This is a genomic window from Protofrankia sp. Cr2 (genome assembly GCF_963555885.1).
In the GTDB taxonomy this organism is placed as follows: domain Bacteria; phylum Actinomycetota; class Actinomycetes; order Frankiales; family Frankiaceae; genus Protofrankia.
Genome location: NZ_CAUVXG010000028.1, coordinates 12,527 through 32,048 on the forward strand (window position 1 = coordinate 12,527; position 19,522 = coordinate 32,048).

The window sequence follows — 19,522 nt, forward strand, 5'->3', positions numbered from 1 at the left end:
CGCGGCGGCAGGGATCGACCGCGGGTTCGACGCGGTCTGCCACCTCGCCGCGCTGACCCGGGTGCGGGAATCCCTGCGTGACCCACTGCGGTACTTCGCGGTCAACGTGACCGGCACCGTGAACCTGCTGGGCCTTCTCGAACGGGGCACCGAGGTCAGCGGGATCGCGCCTGTCGTCGTCCTGGGCTCGACCTGTGCGGTCTACGGCGCACCGGAGACCCAACCCATCCCGGAGACCCAACCGCCGGCACCGACGAACGCCTACGGCGCCTCGAAGCTTGCCGCCGAACAGATCGTCACCCACCAGGCGGCGACCGGTCGAATCGGCGCGGTGGTGCTCCGATCCTTCAACATCGCGGGCGCCGCGGGCGTGCATGCGGATAGGGACGGGAGCCGAATCATCCCGGCGGCGCTGGCAGTGGCATCGGGTGCCTCCGATGTCTTCGGTGTCAACGGGGACGGCGCGGTGATCCGCGAGTACGTTCACGTCGCCGACATCGCTGCTGCCTACCTCGCGGCGTTGGACGCCGTGGCGCCCGGCCACAGTGAGATCTTCAATGTCGGCACGGGCGTCGGCGTCAGCGTCGCCGAGGTTCTCGCGGCGGTCGAACGCGTCACCGGCCGCACCGTAGCGCGGATGCGCCGGCCACCGGCGGTCGAGCCGCCGATGCTGGTCGCCGACAGCCGCCGGATCCGGGCGGAGCTGACATGGCGCCCCACCCGCTCGACCATCGACCGGATCGTCGCCGACGCGTGGGACCACGCGGCCCCGCGAGCGTCCGTCCAGATGATCGGTCAAGGCGGCTGAGCCGGCGGGCAGCTATGATGTAGGCGACATCGGCGATATGAACGGATGTGTCATGGGTGCTGCTGCGATACTCGCTCCCGCCTGACCTCGCCGGGTATGGAACCATCCTTCAATGAAAGCCCTGGGCACGCGTCCATGTCGGGCACTAATCTGACCTACGCTGATCGGGGCCGGTCAGCCGCGCCGGGACCGACGCGTGTCGGACCACCGGCTGTTGCCAGCCACCGCAGCGCATTCTGGGGGAGAGACACAGGGTGGATAAACAGCCTGCGGGTGGACAACGCCCTCGGCCGACGTCTCGAGTGGTCGTCGACGTGGTACGCGCGGTGCGCGGCTGGGTTGTGGCGGTCGCGGGTGGAGTGCTGTTGTTCGGCTGCTACCTGGGTGTTTCCGCAGAGACCGATCCCGGACGCCAGCTACCCTACTTCGCCTCCGGCGGGCTCGGCGGGCTCGCCCTCGTCCTGCTCGGTTGCGCGCTGCTGGTCGCCGACCAGATCGACGCCACCTCGAAGGGCGACCGGCGGAGCGACCATCAGGTCGACGACCTGCACAGGCTAATCGTCGCCGCAGCCGGCGCGGGATCAGCCCCGTCCGCCGGTGCCGTCAGGGGCACGGCCCCTGCTGGAACGGCCCCCGCCGGAACGGGCGCGGACAGCTACGACGACGGGGGGCTGTTCGCGGTACCCGCAGGACGAACTTACCATCGTCGCACCTGCGACATGATTGTCGGGAAACCGGCGCAGCCCGTGGACCCGGAGCAGATCGCGACACGTGGCCTGACGGCGTGCACCATCTGCGAACCAAAGATCGTCGCGTGAGACCAGCGGGCCAGACCCCGCGGCCGCAGCAGGCGGGCCGGCGGTGACAAGCGTCAACCTGGCATTCGCTGGCCTCTCCATCGGCGCGATCGCCGCGCTTTCCGGCATCGGCCTGCTCATCACCTACCGGACGAACGGTGTCCTCAACATCGCTCAAGGTGGCATCGCGGCACTGGTCGCCTACATCTTCCGCGAGATGGTCGTTGAATGGCACCTGCCGATCTGGGCATCGGCGTTGCTCTGCCTCGCGGTGATCTCACCGGTGATCGGCCTGTTGCTCGAACGGCTCGTCTTCCGCCCGCTCGCCCGCCGGCGCGCCTCCGCAGCCGAATCCCTGGTGGCGAGTCTGGGCGTGCTGGTCCTGACCGTCGGAATGACCGCTGGGATCTGGGGGCTGGGTTTCCGCCCAGACGCGCCGAGTCTGTTCCCGGCCCGCGCGGTCGTGCTGCCGGGTGACAACCACATCCGTGTGGACGCGCTAGCCGAACTGGGCCTGGTCATCGCCGTGTGCGTGATCCTCGGGGTGATCACAAACCGCACCCGTTTCGGCAGGCAGGTCAAGGCGGTGGTGGACGACCGCCAGCTCGCCGAGCTCTCCGGGATTTCGGCCGACCGGGTCGCGGCTGCCGGCTGGGCCGTCGGTACCACCCTCGCCGGGTTCACCGGCATCCTGCTGGCACCGGGGAAGCTCACCCCGTACGGACTCACGCTACTGCTCCTGGAGAACTTCGCGGTGGTCGTCGCCGCCCGCCTGTCCAGCATGCCCGGTGCGGTCATCACGGCACTCGCCCTCGGCATCCTGCAGAGCGAGCTGGACCAGTTCCATGTGACCGGTACATTTGCGGCATTGTTCCGCGCCGTACACTCCAACCTGTTCGTGGCCGCACTACTCATCCTGCTGCTGCTGGTCCCCCGATTGCGCGAGCTCGGCGGAGACGCCGGTTCCACCGGCCGCTTCTCCAGCCGTGGCGCGCCGCCGTCGCGCCCACCGGGCCCCGGCGGACAACGCCGCGACGTCCTGGGCAAGCTGGGCGGCGCGGCGCTGTTGCTGGCTCCGCTCACGTTCGCCCCGCCAGACCTGCGCAATGCCTTCACCGTGCCGGCCATCGCTCTGATCTTCCTGTCACTGGTGATCGTCACCGGCTACAGCGGCCAGGTCTCGCTGGGCGTGGCCGGCTACGCCGGGCTCGGGGCGTTGCTGTCCGCCAAGCTCGCCGCCGGTGCGCTGTTCGGGCTGCCGGCGCTGCCCGGCCTCGTCGCCGTGCTACTCGGCGCGCTGCTGGTCGCCCCGGTCGGTCTGCTCACCGGCTATCCCGCGATCCGACGACGGGGTCTCACCCTCGCGCTCATGACGTACGCGGCGGGAGCAGTCGTGTACGCCTTCGTGTTCAACCAGCAGACGTTCGTCGCCAAATTGCATGTCACGCCACTGTCCATCGCCCACCACACGTTGTCCGACCGCTGGTTCTACATCGTCGAACTCGCCTGCCTGGGTCTGGGCCTGCTCGTGGTCCGCAACCTCCATGAAGGGCGCCTGGGCCGGGCACTGCTGGCGGTGCGGGACCACACCGAGGGCGCGGCCGCGATCGGCGTCGACGTCCGCAACCTCAAGCTGCTTGCGTTCACCGTCTCCTCGGTCGTGGCCGGGCTCGGCGGTGCCCTGCTGATGCTGGGCACCTCCTCCTTCGACGCCGAAACATTCTCCCCGCTCAACAGCCTGCTGTGGTTCACCGCGGTCGTCGTGTTCGGGGCGGACAGTGCTGTCGGCGCTGTTGTCGCGGCCGGTTTCATCGTCACCATCGACACGCTGGCCCCGGCCGGTTCCGCCACCCTCGCCGTCGGCATCCTCGCCCTTGCTCTGGGCTGGCTGCCGGGTGGGCTCATCCCCGCCGTCCGGGGCGTGGTCACGTTCCTGGACAGCCGCCTTGCCGAGGACCGTGCCGCCGCCGGGCCGCTGCCCGTCCCGAGCGGGATTCGATCGTCTCTCCCATCCGCCGGGCTGACCGCCGGCGCCGTCACGGTGCCGGCGGGATACCGGTACCCGTCGAGTGCGGATGCGCCGACGCTGACGCCGTTCGGCCAGGCCCTCGCCGCCCGGGTGCGGGCGGTCACGCGCCCGGCGACACTGACACACGCGAAGGCTCTGACGCACTCGGAGGCCCTGGCCGGTCCGGGGATGACGTCGTGAGCCGGGCCGAGCTGCGCGGCCGTGGGCTGGTTCGCCGCTACGGCGGGCTCACCGCGGTCGACAAGGTCGACATAACCGTCGCGCCAGGCAAGGTCACCGGACTGATCGGGCCGAACGGTGCCGGGAAGTCGACGCTGTTCAGCCTGCTCACCGGTGTGGAAAAACCGGACAAGGGCACGGTCTCACTCGGCGGACGCAACATCACCCGGATGTCCCCGGACGTCCGCGCCCGCCGCGGTCTGGTGCAGACCTTCCAGGTGCCATCGCTGTTCTCCAGCATGACCGTCGTGGACAACCTTCTGGTCGGCGCCGAGAACAGGCGCCGCGACTACGCGGGTGGGCTGTTCGGGCTGACGCCACACGGCACCCTCAGAGCCCAGCGGATGGTGACCCGTACGCTCGATTCACTCGGTCTCACCGGCATTGCGGACGTGACCGCGGGAACGCTGTCCACGGGTGCGCTGCGCCTGGTCGAGTTGGCCCGTGCGCTGTGCGCCCGTCCGGATGTCCTGCTGCTGGACGAGCCCGCGAGCGGTCTCGACGGGCAGGAGACCGAGCGGCTGTCCGCACTGCTCCGCCAGGTCGCCGCCGAAGGAGTCGGCGTCCTGCTGGTCGACCACGATGTCGAGCTGGTGTTCTCCGTCACCGATCAGGTGTACGCGATGGTCGGCGGACGCATCGTGGCCGAGGGCGAACCATCCGCCGTCCGCGACGACCCGACCGTCCGGTCCGTCTACCTTGCCCAGGGGCCGCTGGCATGAGTGCCGAACTGATACTCACCGGCGCACGGGCCGGCTACCACACCATCGAGGTTCTGCACGGTCTCGACCTGACCATTCCGGCCGGCAAGGTCACCGCGCTGCTCGGGGTCAACGGCGCCGGCAAGAGCACCACGCTGCGGGTGCTCGCCGGCGTGTTACCGCTACGGTCAGGATCGTTGACCTGGCGCGACAGGACGATCACCAGGATGTCCACGGTGGACCGCGCCCGAGCAGGCCTCATGCTCGTGCCGGACGAGCGGGCGGTGTTCGCCAGCCTGACCGTACGGGAGAATCTTCAGGTCATCGTGGAGGCATCGGGCCAGCGGGACATCTCGCCGGCGCTGGAAGCGTTCCCCCGGCTGGCTGAGGCTAAGCGGCTCACCCAGCGAGCCGGGACGCTGTCCGGTGGGGAACGGCGCATGCTCGCCCTCGCCCGCGCCCTGCTGGCCCAGCCCAAGGTACTGCTCGTCGACGAGCTGTCGCTCGGTCTCTCACCGAAGATCGCGAGCGAACTGTTCGAATGGCTGGCAACCGTGGCCGTCGGTGGCACAACGGTCGTCCTCGCCGACCAGTACACCGAAGAAGCTCTGAACCTGGCAGACGTCGTCTATGTGCTACACCGCGGCGAGTGTTCGTTTGTCGGCGATCCCGCCGAACTGAAGCCGACCGTGCCCGCGGAACCGGTCTGACCGACCTCCAGGCCAGGACGCCGGGCTGGTCGGAGTCGATGGTCACCCACCGGCTCCGACCAGCACCCGGCTTTCCTGTCGTCCATGTCGGCCTCCGGCGGCGCGAAGAACCACTGTCGCACCGCCTTCGGCCGGGGTTACTCAGCCGGGTAGGGCAGGTTCGGGACGTCAAAGCAGTTGGAATCCAGATCATTACCCTGCGTCACCCAGGCCCCCTTCCCGCCATTCACCGAGTCCTGCCACTTGGCGACCTCAATGCAGTTCTTATCGGTCGGCGGCGGGGTGGCACTCTTCGTGAAGTTGCGCGGAGCGAGTAGGCCGTCACCGTTGTAGTCCTGCGGTCGGTTCATGAAGCTTTCGACACACACGCGGGTGAGGTTGGCGCCGCAGGATTTCATCGCATCGGTGAGCCACGCGGCGGACGCATAGCCCTCAAGCGTCCACATGTTCAGCTGGCTCTCGCGGGCGGGCTGGTACTTCGCCATCGCGGCCCGGTACTGCGCCACGACCGGGACGTTCGTGTCGTTGTAGTTACGGGTCGAACTGGTCGCGTAGGTGGCGTTCCGGCAGCCCGGCGTATCGGCGAAGATCTTACCAAACGTGTCGGTCCACCCCTGCGAGGTGGTCACCTTCGCCTTGACCGTGAATCCCTGCGTCTGCATCGACTTGCACAGGGACAGGTTACCGTTGTCCTCCATCGCATCAAAAATCACATCAACCCCGCGCGACTTCATGTCCACCGCGGCGGCGTCGAAGTTCGGAAACCCGAAATTGATCTCCTTTTCGACGACCGTGTACCCCTCCTGACGCAGGCCGTCAGCCACCGACTTCGCATAGCGCTGGGACTGCGCGATGTTGTAGTACACGACCCCCGCGGTCTTGGTGCTCAGGTTCTTCTTGAGCCACTCGTAGTTCTCCGTGCCCGCGTAGAGCGTGCCACCGTAGCCGGGCTGGCTGCCGTCCCGCGGGTAGTAACTACCGTAGAGGGAGTAAAGGTGTGGATACTGGTCGTAGGCGTTATTGATCGGCTGACCACCGATGTCCGGTACGCCCTTGGAGTTGAGGTACGGCGCCCCGTCATAGTTGAACGCAGCCACCCCGGCCAACGCGAAGACCTTCTCATCGTCGACGAGCTTGCGCACGCACGCTGCGTTGTCCGGCCCGCTGCCATGATCATCGCACTGGACGAGCGTCACCTTGCGGCCGTTCACGCCGCCGGCGGCGTTGAGCGCGTCGAAGTACGCCTTGGCCCCGTAGAGGGAGCCGGAGAACGTCGTCGGCCCCAGTAGACTCGTCAGACCGACAATGGTACCGACCTTGATATCGTTCGCGGTCACACCGATGTCCGACGCAGGGTTCGCGCTGCCCACCTGGGGTGGGCTGCTGGGTGGCGTGCCCTGGTTACTCACCCTGCTTCCGCAGGCCGCAAGCACGAGGACGGACAGTGCGGCTGTGACGACGAGCGACTTCGCTCGTATGGGCATTACTCTCCCCCGGGATCGCTGGTTGCCCCAGACGCTATTGCGCATGCTGGGATTCTGCTCGTCGTCCTTCCGACACCGAACGCCGCATGAGGCCAGGGCCGGTTCAGGACCGTCCCGCGGAGCACGGCTGGGCCCCGGCCGTTGTCATCACAGCAATCAAGGCGACGGGCTGGCCGCAGCCGCACCAACCTCCATGATCAGAATTCTGTGGTCAACCACCGTGGCGCGTCCGGAACCGCCGCCACCACCGTCGGCGCGACGCCGACGCGATGGGCTGAGCCGACACGAGCACCTGACCGTCCTCCGCGAACGCATCATTCCCGCTGTCCCCGGACTCACCGTTTCTGGACTCACCGTTTCTGGACTCGCCACTTCTGGAGTCGCCATCACTGAAGGCGGTACCAGCCGCAACAGGGCCGGGCGTGGGCGCGCTGGTAGACAGCAGCGTCACCGTGGAGGACAACTGATCACGGTCGACAGTCGATCCGGACGCGACGGGCAACGCTTCGACGACCGCAGGTACGACGACCGCAGGTACGACGACCGCAGGTACGACGACCGCAGGTACGACGACCGCAGGTACGACGACCGCAGGTACGACGTCGCTCGGCTCCGGCAACGCTTCGGGCACTGTGGCGACCAGCTCTGCGACCGAGCGGTCGGGGACCCGCCCGTTCGACGTGGTGCGGGCGGTTTTCGTCCTAGCCGAGACCTTCCGAGGTGGCTTCGGCGTCGAAGCCGGGGCGGCCTGCGGTGGCTCGACGACCGGCACCGGTTCGCGCGCCAGATCGGCCGGGTCGGAGGCAACAATGGCCGGCGCGTCCGGCACGGCGGTCGCGTCCGGCACGGCGGTCGCGTCCGGACGTCCGGGTTCGGGCACCGACGGCTGGACCGACGATTGCGCTGGTAGCTGTCCAGGAGCGTCAGTCGCCGATGAGCCGGACTTCTTGCGGGGCGCCCGGGGCGGCCTCGCCGCCCGCTTCGGTTCGGGCTTCGCCTGCGCCGCAGCGTCAGCCCCGTCCCGGGGAGCGGGAACCGTCCGTGCATCCGGTTTCGCCGCGGTGTCAGGGGTGAATCCTGCCTCGCCGGCATCCCGGGTCACCCGCTGGGCGGGTAGGGCCTCAGCCGGCACGGCCTCGTCCTCCGGTGACCGCACCGGTGGCTGGGCCGGCACCGCTGGCTGGGCCGGCACCGCTGGCTGGGCCGGCACCGCTGGCTGGGCCGGCACAGGCTTCGGGTAGGCATCGTGCTGCGGCAACAACCTGTTCACAATGCGCCCGCTCGGGCCAGGCCCGCGGTGCAGGCGCCCATTGTCCGACAGTCGGCGGCAGACCTGGTTCACGGTCTGGCGGCGAAGCTCCAGCGCTTCCGCCAACTGTCCATCGTCCAGGCCGGCCGGAACCTTTGCCAGCCGCTCAAGAATGCGGTCCGCGACAGTAGTCACAAACCTGGACGCTATACGCTATCCAAAATCGGCTTGCAAGCGGGGTGGGTCGGCTTCGGCACCTGTCGTCCGTCCGTGGTGACTCCGGCGCTCCGTGCGAGCGGTTAGGCGTGTCCGGTGGTGGTTTGGTGATCTGGGCGCCTTCGCGTGTTACCCGCGGTCCATCCCGGGAATATGCACCGATGACACCGAACGACGGCAAGCCATTGATCAAGAATCCATTGATCCAACCGGGAGGCGACGATGACGCAGCTGATGCCGGACGGCGACATCGACAGCGTCGACGTCGGTTACATCAACACTTATGGCGGTCCGCTCGAGCAGTCCGAGAGTCTCGACAGCGACGGCCTCGGCTCGACCGACCGGGGGCATGACCCGCTCGACGACGGTTGGGATCCGCCAGACCGCTTCGGCCCCGGCGAGCGCTTCGGGACGACCGCAGCGGAACAGCGTGCGGGTGAGTCCCTGGACTCGTTGCTCGCCCAGGAGCAGCCCGATCCTGATCCCTATGCCGAGGCGGCACGGTTGGAGTCAGGCGACGTCCTGGAGGCCGACGTGTACGCCCCATACGACCCGCCGGGTGGGCGCGGGCTGGAACCTGACGGCATGGCGGACGCCTCGCCCCCGCTGCTGGCGGATGACGAGGGCGTGCGGAACGTCACAACCGGCGAGCTCATCGCACATGGTCCGATCGGCGGACGCTGTCGCGGCCGTGAGGACTCTCCGTATGTCGGCGCACCCGAGGAGGAAGCGGTACGGGTCCACGACGAAGAATGATCAAATAGGGCCGCTGTCGGCCGCGGTCTGCGCGCCGCGGACGGAGACGCCATGCTGGCCAGATGGCCGCCGACAACCAGGCTCCCGACGATGCGACTCCGCCAGCCAAGACCCTGGCAGACACGGCCCCGCCGGACAGTGCCCCGCAGAGCGACGCCCCCGGCTATGAGGGGCTGGCGACCTTCTGCCACCGGCCGTGGCTGCCGGCGCTGACAGACCTCGCGGCCCGTCGTCCACACGTCGCCGTGGTCGGCGCGCCGTTCGACATCGCGACCACCAACCGGCCGGGGGCGCGTTTCGGCCCGCGGGCCCTGCGCGCGCTCGCCTACGAGCCCGGCACCTATCACCTCGATCTCGGCGTTGAGATCTTCGATTGGCTCGACGTCGTGGACGCCGGCGACGCCCACTGCCCGCACGGACAGACCGAGGCGTCCCACCGCAACATCCGTACGAAGGTCGGCGCCATGGCCGGGCTCGGCATCGTGCCGGTCATCATCGGCGGCGATCACTCGATCACCTGGCCGGCGGCGTCCGGGGTTGCCGACGCCGTCGGCTGGGGGGAACTCGGCCTGCTGCACTTCGACGCGCACGCCGACACCGCGCACATCATCGACGGCAACCTTGCCTCGCACGGGACACCCATGCGCAGGCTGATCGAGTCCGGAGCCGTGCGGGGACGCAACTTCGTCCAGGTCGGGCTACGCGGCTACTGGCCGCCAGCGGATGTGTTCGCCTGGATGCGCGAACAGGGCATGCGGTGGCACCTGATGCACGAAATCTGGGAACGCGGATCGCGCGCGGTTGTCACCGACGCGATCGCCCAGGCTGTGGACGGGTGCCGTGCACTCTATCTGTCAGTGGACATCGATGTGCTCGACCCCGGCTTCGCACCGGGTACCGGCACGCCCGAACCAGGCGGCATGACACCCGCGGACCTGCTGCGCGCCGTCCGTCAGATCACGCTGGACACCCCGCTGGTCGCGGCGGACATCGTGGAGGTCTCGCCCCCCTACGACCACGCCGAGAACACCGTCAACAACGCCCATCGGGTCGCAATGGAGATCTTCGCCGCCCTGGCCCATCGTCGGCGCACCGCCGCTGGTGGCGTGCCCGACCTGCCCGGCCACGATCCGCGCGCCACGACGTGAAACGTCACGCATCGTGCTGACAGGCCAGGCCGCCAGCACCATCAGGGGTTCGTACGGAGTGCCGCCTAGGACCCCCTGTTGGGCAAGGCAACCTCTTTTGGGAACATAAGGGACGGTACAGCCCGGTACTCTCCCGCAGACTCCCCCTAGAGGGCCAAAGGGCGCGCGACGATCGTCAGATCGCGCGCCCGCAGGCCCCAGTCCCCGGAGAACTTGAGGTGGCGCCCATGCAGGGACGGCAGCCCCGGCGACCAACGAGCCGTCGTTCGTTCCTGCGCGGATCGATCGGCGCGGCCGCGGCGACCGGGCTGTCGGCGCTGGTCGCGGCGTGCTCGGATTCGTCCACCAGCAAGGTCACCGACCAGCGGCTCCCCAAGCCCAGTCCGGGGAACCCCGTGCTCTGGCCCATCAGCAGCGACAACCGGCCCATCGCGCCTGACCTGCAGCCGGAACGCGACCGAACCCTCAAGATCTTCAACTGGCCCGACTACATCGACCCGCAGGCGCTGAAGTCCTTCCGTGATTCGACGGGTGTGACCGTCGAAGTGACGACGTTCAGCGACAACCGCGTGGCGCTGGAAGCAATCTCGGCCGGCACCGTCGACTACGACATCTACCTGCCAAGCTATGACCAACTCCCCAAACTGGTCGGCAACGGCCATCTACGACCGTTGAACCACAGCTACATCCCGAACATCAGCCAAGTGTGGCCGGACTTCTCCAATCCCTTCTACGACCTGCAGTGGCGCTACACCGTGCCGTACACCGTCTACAACACGGGCATCGCCTGGCGGTCGGACATCATTACCGAGGACATCAGCGCAAGGGACAACCCGTTCGACGTCTTCTGGGACATCCGGTACCGCGACAAGATCTCCGTGATCAACGACTATCGCGCCGTGATGGGTATGGTCCTGCTGCGTAACGGCCTCGACCTGAACACCGACCGACGCGATGATCTAGAGCTCGTCCGAACCCAACTGGCCGACATGGTCCGCACGACCCGACCCAAAGCGACGATCACCAACTACCGGGACCTGCCCGGCGGGCACTTCCCCATTGTCCAAGCATGGTCCGGAGACGTGGTCAACGCCCGGAACTACCTGGCCAAAAATACAGACCCGAACATCCTGCATTACTGGTCCCCGACCGACGCCCGCCACCAGGCCGACAACGATCTGATGGTGATTCTTCGGGCCGGCAAAAGCCCGGTAGCTGCGCACATGTTCCTCAACCACATGCTCGACTTCGGCGTCGTACTGGGTAACTTCGCGGCGATCGGATACCAGCCGCCGCAGAATCGCATCACCTCCGCCGGACTCGTCGGACAGGGATTCCTCCCACCGAGTCTGGCGAGCGCGGTTGTGGAACCGGCGTACTTCGCCACCGGCCAGCGTATTCTCGAGTTGGACCCTGACACCGACCGACGCTGGCGGTCGATCTGGGACGAATTCCGCACCAGCACCTGAGAACCGGTTCCGCCACCACAGCCAGCACGGCCAGTACAGCACGCGGGTCAGCGGGTGGCTGCCGGACGGTGGCCGAGGGCGTAGCAGGCGATCGCCGCGGTCGCTGCGACGTTGAGCGAATCCACCCCGTTGGCCATCGGGATCCGCACCCGGGTGGTGGCCGCGTCAAGAGCCGCCTGCGTCAGACCCGGGCCTTCCGACCCGAGCAGCAGCGCCAGCTTCTCGTGCGGTCGGGTGCTCAGCTCGTCGAGCGCCACCGCGTCCGGGGACGGCGTGAGCGCGACCACCGCGAACCCGTGCTCCACCAGCAGCGACAGCGCCGCCGGCCATGGATCGAGGCGAGCGTAGGGGACGGCGAACACCTCCCCCATCGACACCCGCACCGAGCGGCGGTACAGCGGGTCCGCGCAGCGCGGGCTGAGCAGGACGGCGTCCATCCCGAGCCCGGCCGCCGAACGGAAGATCGCCCCAAGGTTGGTGTGACTCACCACGTCCTCACAGACCAGTGCCCGGCTCGCGCCGGCCAGAACATCGGCCACCGGAATCAGCGGACGGCGGCACATCGAGGCGAGTGCCCCGCGATGCACCTCGAACCCGGTGATCGCGGCGAGCACATCCGGGCCGGCGAGGTAGACCGGGACGTCCGGGTCGAGATCGTCCGGCACCAGCGCGAGCTTTGACGGCCCGACCAGCAATGAACGCGGACGGTGGCCGGCGCGCCGGGCCCGTTCGATGACCAGTTCACCCTCGGCGATGAACAGCCCCTCGGCGGGTTCCCGCCGTCGACGCAGGGCCACATCGGTCAGCCCGACATAGTCGCGGACCCGAACGTCGGCCGGATCGATGATCTCCACAATACCCAAACCAACTACCGCCCGTCACCGATACCAAGTACCGTCCGTCACCATCATCTCGCATCCCACCATGCCTCTCCCCCGTGCAGCGGCACCCGGGTGCGCGCTGTTCTCGCAATGCTCTATCCTTGGGCCAATCGCCTGCGAGTGATAGGCCGCCGGCTACACGGTGTATCATCCGCAACACGGCGCATCACCCGCAACACAGCATCTGCATCGAAGCGCACAGAGCGTGTTTCTTCTGTTCTCGGTCCGACTTCCGTCGCGACCGCACGTCCGCCTGACAAGTCGCCGTTTGAAAAGGAAGCCCCCTGTGGCTGTCATGAGCTCCATCGCCGAACTGGTGCCCGATCGGGCGTTCGCAACCGCGATTGCCGTGGCGCACCGCCGGTTCGAGCCGATACTCGGTCGGATTGGAACGTTCGTGGCCCCCCACCAGACGGCCCTGGACGTTGGGGCCTGGTACGGCCCATGGACCCATTGGTTATCGAGGCACGCCCGTTGTGTCACGACCGTGGAACCCAATCCCGACCTGGCAGCGTTCATCGCCCGCACCAGCCGGCCGAATGTCACGGTGGTGGCAAAGGCTGCATCCGATGCCGACGGCTTTGCGGAGTTGTGGCTCCCGCCCGGGGGCCGGGGTACCGAGGGCCGGGCCTCGCTGATCCCCCGACCCGACGGCAGCAGCGTGAAAATCGAGACGATCCGTCTTGACACGCTCGACCTGGAGGACGTCGGCCTGGTGAAAATCGATGTGGAGGGGCATGAGCTGTCGGCGCTGAAGGGCGCGGAGGGAATCATCAACCGCTGGCGTCCCGCCCTCATCATCGAAGTCGAAGATAACCGGAGCCCTGCCAGCGCAACCGTGGAACTGCTCCAAAGCTGGAATTACGAGGGCTCGTTCCTTCAGAACGGGAAGATGCGCCCGCTGGCCGGATTCGATCTCGGCGCCCACCAGCGGGCGATGGCGCGGGTGGCGCAGCGCGGATACCTTCATGCAGTCGCGACCGGAAGCGGCCGGCGATACGTCAACACGATTCTGTTCCTACCCGTCCGATAAGAGCCCGTATTGGATCGCGCGTTCGAACCGGCGGCCATGATCGCACGGCGCAGGCCCGCACCCGTCGATCTGCTGGTGTGCGGCGCCGAGATGGTCGTGACGGTCGACGACCAGCGCCGCGAGCTGCCCGGTGGCTGGGTCGCGGTGTCAGACGGCCTGGTCAGCGCCATCGGTGCGTCCACCGACCCGTTCCCGGCGGCTCGTCGCACCCTGGACGCGGACGGTTGTCTAGTCACCCCCGGCCTGATCAACACCCATCATCACATCTTCCAGAACCTCACCCGGTCGTTCGCGCCGTCGGTGTCCGGGACGCTGTTCACCTGGCTGCAGACGCTCTACCCGCTGTGGGCACGCCTCGATGAAGAGGCGGTGCACGTCTCCGCCTACATCGGCCTGACCGAGCTGGCGCTCGGCGGCTGCACGACCACCACCGACCACCTGTACGTCCACCCGCGCGGCGCCGGGGACCTGATCTCCGCCGAGATAGCCGCGGCCCGCACGCTGGGGACGCGGTTCCACCCGACGCGGGGGTCGATGTCACTGTCGGTGAAGGACGGCGGCCTACCGCCGGACTCCGTCGTCCAGGATCCCGACGAGATCCTCGCGGATTCGGCGGCCCTTGTCACCGCCCATCACGACCCCGCCCACGGTGCGATGGTCCGCATCGCGCTGGCGCCCTGCTCACCCTTCTCGGTCAGCCCCGAGCTGATGCGGGCCACCGCCGAGCTCGCCGAACGTCTCGACGTGCGGCTGCACACCCATCTCGCCGAGGACCCGCAGGAGGACGACTACTGCCTGGCGACCTACGGCCGGCGTCCGATCGAGCACTTCGACGACGTCGGCTGGGGCGGTGACCGAGCCTGGGTCGCCCACTGCATCTGCCCGAACCCGGCTGAGGTCGCCCGGCTGGGCCGGTGGGGAACCGGGGTCGCGCACTGCCCGAGCAGCAACATGATCCTCGGCGGTGGGCTGGCGCCGGTCGCGCAGCTGCGGGCGGCCGGTGTGCCGGTCGGGCTCGGCTGCGACGGCTCGTCCTCGGCGGACACGGCGTCGCTGTGGCTGGAGGCCCGCACCGCGATGCTGCTCGGGCGGTTGCGCGGCGGGGCGGCGGCGATGTCCGCCCGGGATGCCCTCGAGATCGCCACCCGTGGCGGCGCGGGCTGCCTCGGGCGGGCCGGCGAGATCGGTGAGCTCTCCGTCGGCGCGGTCGGGGATCTGGTGGTCTGGCCACTGGACGGGATCAGCTTTGCCGGCGCCCTGACTGACCCGGTGGAGGCGTGGCTGCGGTGCGGACCGGTCGCCGCCCGGCACACCGTGGTCGCCGGGAAGCTGGTGGTGTGCGACGGCCGGCCCGTCCACCCCGACCTCGATGAGATGCTGCGCCGACACCGCGTGATCGCCGCACGCATCCAGGGGCTGCGGTAAGGGCGCTGCGCCCTCCTGCGCACGACGTCGCACGATCGACCTGAGATGATCGGCCCGATAGGACCGATTTCGGAACTGTCCCCACCACGGCCAGGAGCGACGATGGCGACCGAGTCCACATCCATCGAGAACTATCTGATCGACATGGACGGCGTGCTGATGCACGAATCCCAGCCTGTCCCGGGCGCGGACGCGTTCCTGCACGCGGTCACGGACGCGGGGCTGGGCTATCTCGTCCTCACCAATAACTCGATCTTCACTGCCCGCGACCTTCAGGTCCGACTGCGTGATGCCGGGCTGGCGATCCCGACCGAGCGGATCTGGACCTCCGCGCTGGCCACCGCGCAGTTCCTGCACTCGCAGCGCCCCGGCGGCACCGCGCACGCTGTCGGTGAGGCCGGCCTGACCACGGCACTGCACGACATCGGATATGTACTGACCGACCGATCACCGGAGTACGTCGTCCTCGGCGAGACCCGGACGTACAGCTTCGAGGCGATCACCCGCGCGATCCGACTGGTCCGGGACGGAGCCCGGTTCATCGCGACGAACCCGGACCCGACCGGACCGTCCACCGAAGGTCTCCTCCCGGCCACCGGCGCCGTGGCAGCTCTGATCACCAAGGCCACCGGGGTGGTCCCCTACTTCGTCGGCAAGCCGAACCCGTTGATGATGCGCAGCGCGCTCAACACCCTCCAGGCGCACAGCGAGACCACCGTCATGATCGGCGACCGGATGGACACCGACGTGGTCTCCGGCCTGGAGGCCGGCATGGAGACGGTCCTGGTCCTGTCCGGCATCACGTCCGCGGCCGACATCGACCGGTTTCCCTACCGTCCGACGCTGGTGCTGGAGAGCATCGCCCGACTTCCGGTCGGCGTGCGCCCCGGGCAGGTGACCATACCCACGCAGCCGCTGGCCGGCGTCACCGAGTAACACTTCGGTCACCGGTTCACCCCGACACCATGCCCCGCCGGTGGTCAGAAAAGGGCCGGAGCTTCATCGTCGCGGCCGGCGACAGCGAGGCGGTAGGTCAAAATGGTCGCTATAACGGCCGCTTCCACCTCCTGTCGGACGACATTCGGCCGAACGGTAGGTGGTTCCGGTCATCAGGACGGCCTCAACGACCTACGCACCCCGACCCCGCGGTTGGTGATGTCACGACCACCCCGCACCCTGACCACCGCGTCCCACCTCGCCGCCACCCTGCGCGACCTGGGGGAGCGTCGGGCCGCCCGCGAGTGGGAGGCCTTTGTCAGGCGGCACCGCCGTGAACCGTGAACCGTGATGAACGATCCCCACGCTTCGACCGTTGGCGCTACGGGTGCGTCCCGATGGCCCACATCCGACACTCACAGACGTGCCCACGCTGCCCGATGACGTGACCGCCGCGCTGACCGCTCCCCTGGCCCGGGTCGACGCCGACTTGGCCGCGCGCTTTCCCAGTGGACCAGGCGTCCGGCAGCCCGTCCACACCTGTTATGTGCCGGCCGACCAGATGAGGGCGACCCTCGCCGACGACTGGGGTGCCGCCGCGCTGGCTGCGCTCGACACACATGCCGGCGAGCCGCCGGTGCTGGCGGCCGTGACCGGCATCCCGGCTGACCTGGCCGAACGGGTGCACGCCCATGTCCGCCGGGTGCTCGCCACCGCCCCGATCGCCGACCTGCGGGTGGACTTTGAGGACGGTTACGGCGACCACGACGATGCCGAGGAGGACGCCCACGCCGTCGCGGCGGCCGATGCGCTGCGCGCGGCCGCGGACGCCGGCCGGCTACCCGCGTCCTACGGGCTCCGCCCCAAATCCCTGGACCCGGCCGTGCGGACCCGCGGCCTGCGCAGCCTGGACCTGTTCGTGACCATCCTCGCCGCAGGCGGAGCGGTCCCACCCGGGCTCGTGGTGACGCTACCAAAAGTAAGCGCTCCCGCGCAGGTCGAGGTGTTCTGCGACATCCTCACCGAACTTGAGAATCGCCTGGGCCTCGACGCGGGCATCCGGCTGGAGGTGCAGATCGAGACCCCGGCCGCGGTACTGGCGCTGCCCGCGATCGTGGCCGCGGGCCGTCCCCGCCTGACCGGCCTGCACGTGGGCACCTACGACTACTCGGCGGCACTGGGTGTAAGCGCCGAACACCAGGCCAGCGATCATCCGGCGGTGGAACTCGCCACCGCGCTCATGCAGCTGGTGGCGGCCGGCACCAGCGTGCAGGTCGCGGACGGCTCGTCCAACCTGCTGCCCGTCGGGGACCGGGCCGCGGTGCACGCGGCCTGGCGGCGCCACGCCGACCTGGTCCGCCGCGCCTGGATGCGGGGGATCTACCAGGGCTGGGATCTACACCCCGCGCAACTGGTCTCCCGACATGCGACCGTGGCGGCCTGCCTGCTCACCGGCCTGCCCGCGGCGCTCGCCCGCCTATCGGCCTGGACCGGCACGGTCGGATCGGGAACAGTCGGATCGGGAACAGTCGCTGACGAGCCCGCGACCGCCCGGGCGCTGGCCGGCCACATCCAGCGGGCACTCGACGCCGGCCTTCTCGACCACGCAGACCTGGTCTTCTTGCGGCCTCCGAGTGCGCGAAAAGAACCATGATCGCGGATCCTTCGGCCGACGGGCCGCGAACGGGCCGGCGCTCAGCTGCCCCGGTGACGCTCAGCTGCCGCGGTAGGTGGAGAAGCCGAACGGTGAGAACAGCAGCGGCACGTGATGATGGCGCGCCGGGTCGGTCACCACAAAGGTGATCACAACCTCGGGGAAGAACGCCGAAAGGGACGCGGTGTCGAACACCAGCCGCCACGCCCCCGGTCCCTCAATGGGGAGGTCCCGCACCCGCCCGTCCTCGTCGGTCACCGCGGATGTGACCCGCCGCCAGCCGCGCACGTCGCCGTCGAAGCCGACGATCATCCGTTCCAGTCCGACCGCCACCCCGTCGGCCGGGGCTCCGGCGGCGGTGTCGATCACATGCGTGGAGAGGGTCACCCCGGCATCATGCCCGGGCGCGGGGCAACCGGACGGTCACGAACCGCTGATCAGCCGCTGCAGCCGCAATGCGGTGATCTCAGCCTGCTGACCGGCGGCGACCCGCAGTTCCGTAGCCGGGTCGTTACCCAGTCGCTGACGCAGCAGGCCCAGCATCTCCTCGGCGCTGCGTCCCGCCGCACGCACCAGGAAGATGTAGCCGAAGCGGTCCTCATACTCCTGGTTGCCCGCCACCAGGGCCGCCTTCAGGTCGACACTGGCGTTGTCCACGGCGGCCTGCTCCCGGCGCGGGGCGTCCAGACCCGCCACCACAGCCCGGGTGGACGTGGTCGGAGCCGGCAGCGGAGCACCGCGTTCACCGATACGTGGATGAGCGGTGAACGCCTCCAGCCAGTCCGCCTCGGTGAGCTTCCACCATTGCTCGGCGGCCGCGTCGAGCAGCGCCTCGAGGGTCGGGTACGGGCGACTGTCGGTGACCGCGGCTGCCCAGTCCTCCGAACCGCAGCAGCCCAGCAGCTCGGCATGGACGGCCCCCGGCGACAGCGCGTTGAACCACCGCATGGCCAGCTCCTGGCGTCCGGCCAGGGTCGGGGTGCCGATGAGGCGCAGCCGGGCGAGCCCGCCGTCGGGGATCGCGTCCACCCGCACATGGGTGGCCTCCACCGGAACCTCCAGGTCGAACAGGTGACGGGTGTTGGGCTGCACCCGCACCTGCGGCAGCAGCGGCTGCCACCCGGTGATCGAGGAGATGTCGTCGCCGTCGAAGTGATCCGGGGCGGACGCGGCCCACAACGCCACAGCCCGGGGGGCGTTGCCGTGGAAGTGCCGGGTGTCGACCTCCGCCCGGATCACCTGACCGGTGGTGGCGAGCCGCACGACGGCCCAGTCATGACCCATCCCCCGGCGGCGGCGGGTCTCCCAGCCCTCCCCCATCACCCGCGCCTCCCCGGAGGCGTTGAGGTTGTGCCGATCGCCGTAGTGCATGTCGCTGCACGCCACCACCACTCCGCCGAGGTAGGCGGCGGCCAGGTCGGAAGTGACCCGGTCCAGCATGCGGGGGTCCGCGATCACCGTTCCGTGCACGCGCAGCCGCGCCACCCCGCCATCGGGGTGGATGGTGAGCCGCACGTGCGTGACGCGGGTGTGGCCGGCCCGCTCAACGGGCAGGATGTTGACCGAATCCGCTCGCAGCGGCGTCCGGCGCACCAGCGGCACCCAGCTGACCGACGCCTCGGCGACCTCGATCGCGGACGGGTAGCCAGCCAGGGTGGCACCATGCAGCTCCACCGACTCCGGCGCGTTACCGGTGAAGTGGGTGGTGTCGACGGTCACCGCTCGCACGACACCGGGTGCACCGAGCCGGACGATCGCCCAGTCCGAGCCGTACGGCTCGCGGCGGCGGCGGGTCTCCCAGCCGTCCGTCCACGCACCCCGCTCGGTGAAGACCCCCGGCCTGGCGATCGGCGGCTCGGGCAACAACATCCGCTCGGCGAGCGCGAAGAACTCGTCGTTGACGGTCACCACCGATCCACCGAACCTGGCGCCGGCGAGGTCGACAAGGTTCGTGAGATCGGGTGCGTCGCTCACTGGTCCTCTTCTCCTGCGAGTCGGGTCCACCGG

The 19,522-nt window shown here is 68.9% G+C and carries 18 protein-coding genes; 13 read left to right on the plus strand and 5 right to left on the minus strand.

Going from position 1 to position 19,522, the window contains the following annotated elements:
- From U9978_RS14170 to U9978_RS14190, 5 genes are all read left to right on the plus strand, one after another.
- A partial coding sequence (locus U9978_RS14170; RefSeq protein WP_322761589.1) for an NAD-dependent epimerase/dehydratase family protein occupies window positions 1-808 on the plus strand: 808 nt, incomplete at its 5' end.
- Window positions 809-1,062: 254 nt separating this feature from the next.
- Window positions 1,063-1,626, plus strand: coding sequence for a hypothetical protein (locus tag U9978_RS14175; protein ID WP_322761590.1), 564 nt, complete (start codon window positions 1,063-1,065; stop codon window positions 1,624-1,626).
- A 43-nt stretch (window positions 1,627-1,669) separates the two neighbouring features.
- Window positions 1,670-3,814: an ABC transporter permease gene (locus U9978_RS14180; protein ID WP_322761591.1), complete on the plus strand. Its 2,145-nt coding sequence runs from the start codon at window positions 1,670-1,672 to the stop codon at window positions 3,812-3,814.
- Window positions 3,811-4,575, plus strand: coding sequence for an ABC transporter ATP-binding protein (locus U9978_RS14185; RefSeq protein WP_322761592.1), 765 nt, complete (start codon window positions 3,811-3,813; stop codon window positions 4,573-4,575). The genes U9978_RS14180 and U9978_RS14185 overlap by 4 nt, the downstream gene beginning before the upstream one ends.
- Window positions 4,572-5,264, plus strand: coding sequence for an ABC transporter ATP-binding protein (locus tag U9978_RS14190; protein ID WP_322761593.1), 693 nt, complete (start codon window positions 4,572-4,574; stop codon window positions 5,262-5,264). Before U9978_RS14185 ends, U9978_RS14190 begins: the two co-directional genes overlap by 4 nt.
- A gap of 137 nt (window positions 5,265-5,401) precedes the next feature.
- On the opposite strand, the gene U9978_RS14195 is transcribed toward U9978_RS14190, so the two are convergent.
- Together U9978_RS14195 and U9978_RS14200 are read right to left on the minus strand one after the other, a co-directional pair.
- Window positions 5,402-6,742 (minus strand): ABC transporter substrate-binding protein, encoded by a 1,341-nt coding sequence (locus U9978_RS14195; protein ID WP_322761629.1) that lies wholly within the window; start codon window positions 6,740-6,742, stop codon window positions 5,402-5,404.
- A 217-nt stretch (window positions 6,743-6,959) separates the two neighbouring features.
- On the minus strand, window positions 6,960-8,192 hold the full coding sequence (locus U9978_RS14200) for a hypothetical protein (protein ID WP_322761594.1): 1,233 nt from the start codon (window positions 8,190-8,192) through the stop codon (window positions 6,960-6,962).
- A 243-nt stretch (window positions 8,193-8,435) separates the two neighbouring features.
- On the opposite strand from U9978_RS14200, the gene U9978_RS14205 reads away from it, so the two are divergent.
- The 3 genes from U9978_RS14205 (at window position 8,436) to U9978_RS14215 (ending at window position 11,586) form a co-directional block, all read left to right on the plus strand.
- Window positions 8,436-8,969, plus strand: a complete 534-nt coding sequence (locus U9978_RS14205; protein WP_322761595.1) for a hypothetical protein — start codon at window positions 8,436-8,438, stop codon at window positions 8,967-8,969.
- Between the two features lie 62 nt (window positions 8,970-9,031).
- Complete coding sequence (speB, locus tag U9978_RS14210) at window positions 9,032-10,117, plus strand: agmatinase (RefSeq protein WP_322761596.1); 1,086 nt, start codon at window positions 9,032-9,034, stop codon at window positions 10,115-10,117.
- Between the two features lie 227 nt (window positions 10,118-10,344).
- Window positions 10,345-11,586: an extracellular solute-binding protein gene (locus U9978_RS14215; RefSeq protein WP_322761597.1), complete on the plus strand. Its 1,242-nt coding sequence runs from the start codon at window positions 10,345-10,347 to the stop codon at window positions 11,584-11,586.
- Between the two features lie 47 nt (window positions 11,587-11,633).
- On the opposite strand, the gene U9978_RS14220 is transcribed toward U9978_RS14215, so the two are convergent.
- Window positions 11,634-12,449 (minus strand): RNA methyltransferase, encoded by an 816-nt coding sequence (locus U9978_RS14220; RefSeq protein ID WP_322761598.1) that lies wholly within the window; start codon window positions 12,447-12,449, stop codon window positions 11,634-11,636.
- Between the two features lie 313 nt (window positions 12,450-12,762).
- Between U9978_RS14220 and U9978_RS14225 the strand changes: the two genes are divergently transcribed.
- The 5 genes from U9978_RS14225 (at window position 12,763) to U9978_RS14245 (ending at window position 17,515) form a co-directional block, all read left to right on the plus strand.
- Window positions 12,763-13,500, plus strand: a complete 738-nt coding sequence (locus U9978_RS14225) for an FkbM family methyltransferase (RefSeq protein WP_322761630.1) — start codon at window positions 12,763-12,765, stop codon at window positions 13,498-13,500.
- Window positions 13,501-13,536: 36 nt separating this feature from the next.
- A complete protein-coding gene (locus U9978_RS14230; RefSeq protein WP_322761631.1) occupies window positions 13,537-14,925 on the plus strand; it encodes an 8-oxoguanine deaminase in 1,389 nt (462 codons plus the stop codon).
- 102 nt (window positions 14,926-15,027) lie between these two features.
- Window positions 15,028-15,861 (plus strand): HAD-IIA family hydrolase, encoded by an 834-nt coding sequence (locus U9978_RS14235; protein ID WP_322761599.1) that lies wholly within the window; start codon window positions 15,028-15,030, stop codon window positions 15,859-15,861.
- Between the two features lie 219 nt (window positions 15,862-16,080).
- Entirely contained in the window at window positions 16,081-16,206 is a 126-nt protein-coding gene (locus U9978_RS14240; protein ID WP_322761600.1) for a hypothetical protein, read from the plus strand.
- 79 nt (window positions 16,207-16,285) lie between these two features.
- Entirely contained in the window at window positions 16,286-17,515 is a 1,230-nt protein-coding gene (locus tag U9978_RS14245) for a DUF6986 family protein (protein WP_322761601.1), read from the plus strand.
- A gap of 60 nt (window positions 17,516-17,575) precedes the next feature.
- On the opposite strand, the gene uraH is transcribed toward U9978_RS14245, so the two are convergent.
- Together uraH and U9978_RS14255 are read right to left on the minus strand one after the other, a co-directional pair.
- Window positions 17,576-17,902, minus strand: a complete 327-nt coding sequence (gene uraH / locus U9978_RS14250; protein WP_322761602.1) for a hydroxyisourate hydrolase — start codon at window positions 17,900-17,902, stop codon at window positions 17,576-17,578.
- A gap of 36 nt (window positions 17,903-17,938) precedes the next feature.
- Window positions 17,939-19,489, minus strand: a complete 1,551-nt coding sequence (locus tag U9978_RS14255; protein WP_322761632.1) for an allantoicase — start codon at window positions 19,487-19,489, stop codon at window positions 17,939-17,941.
- Window positions 19,490-19,522: the final 33 nt, after the last annotated feature.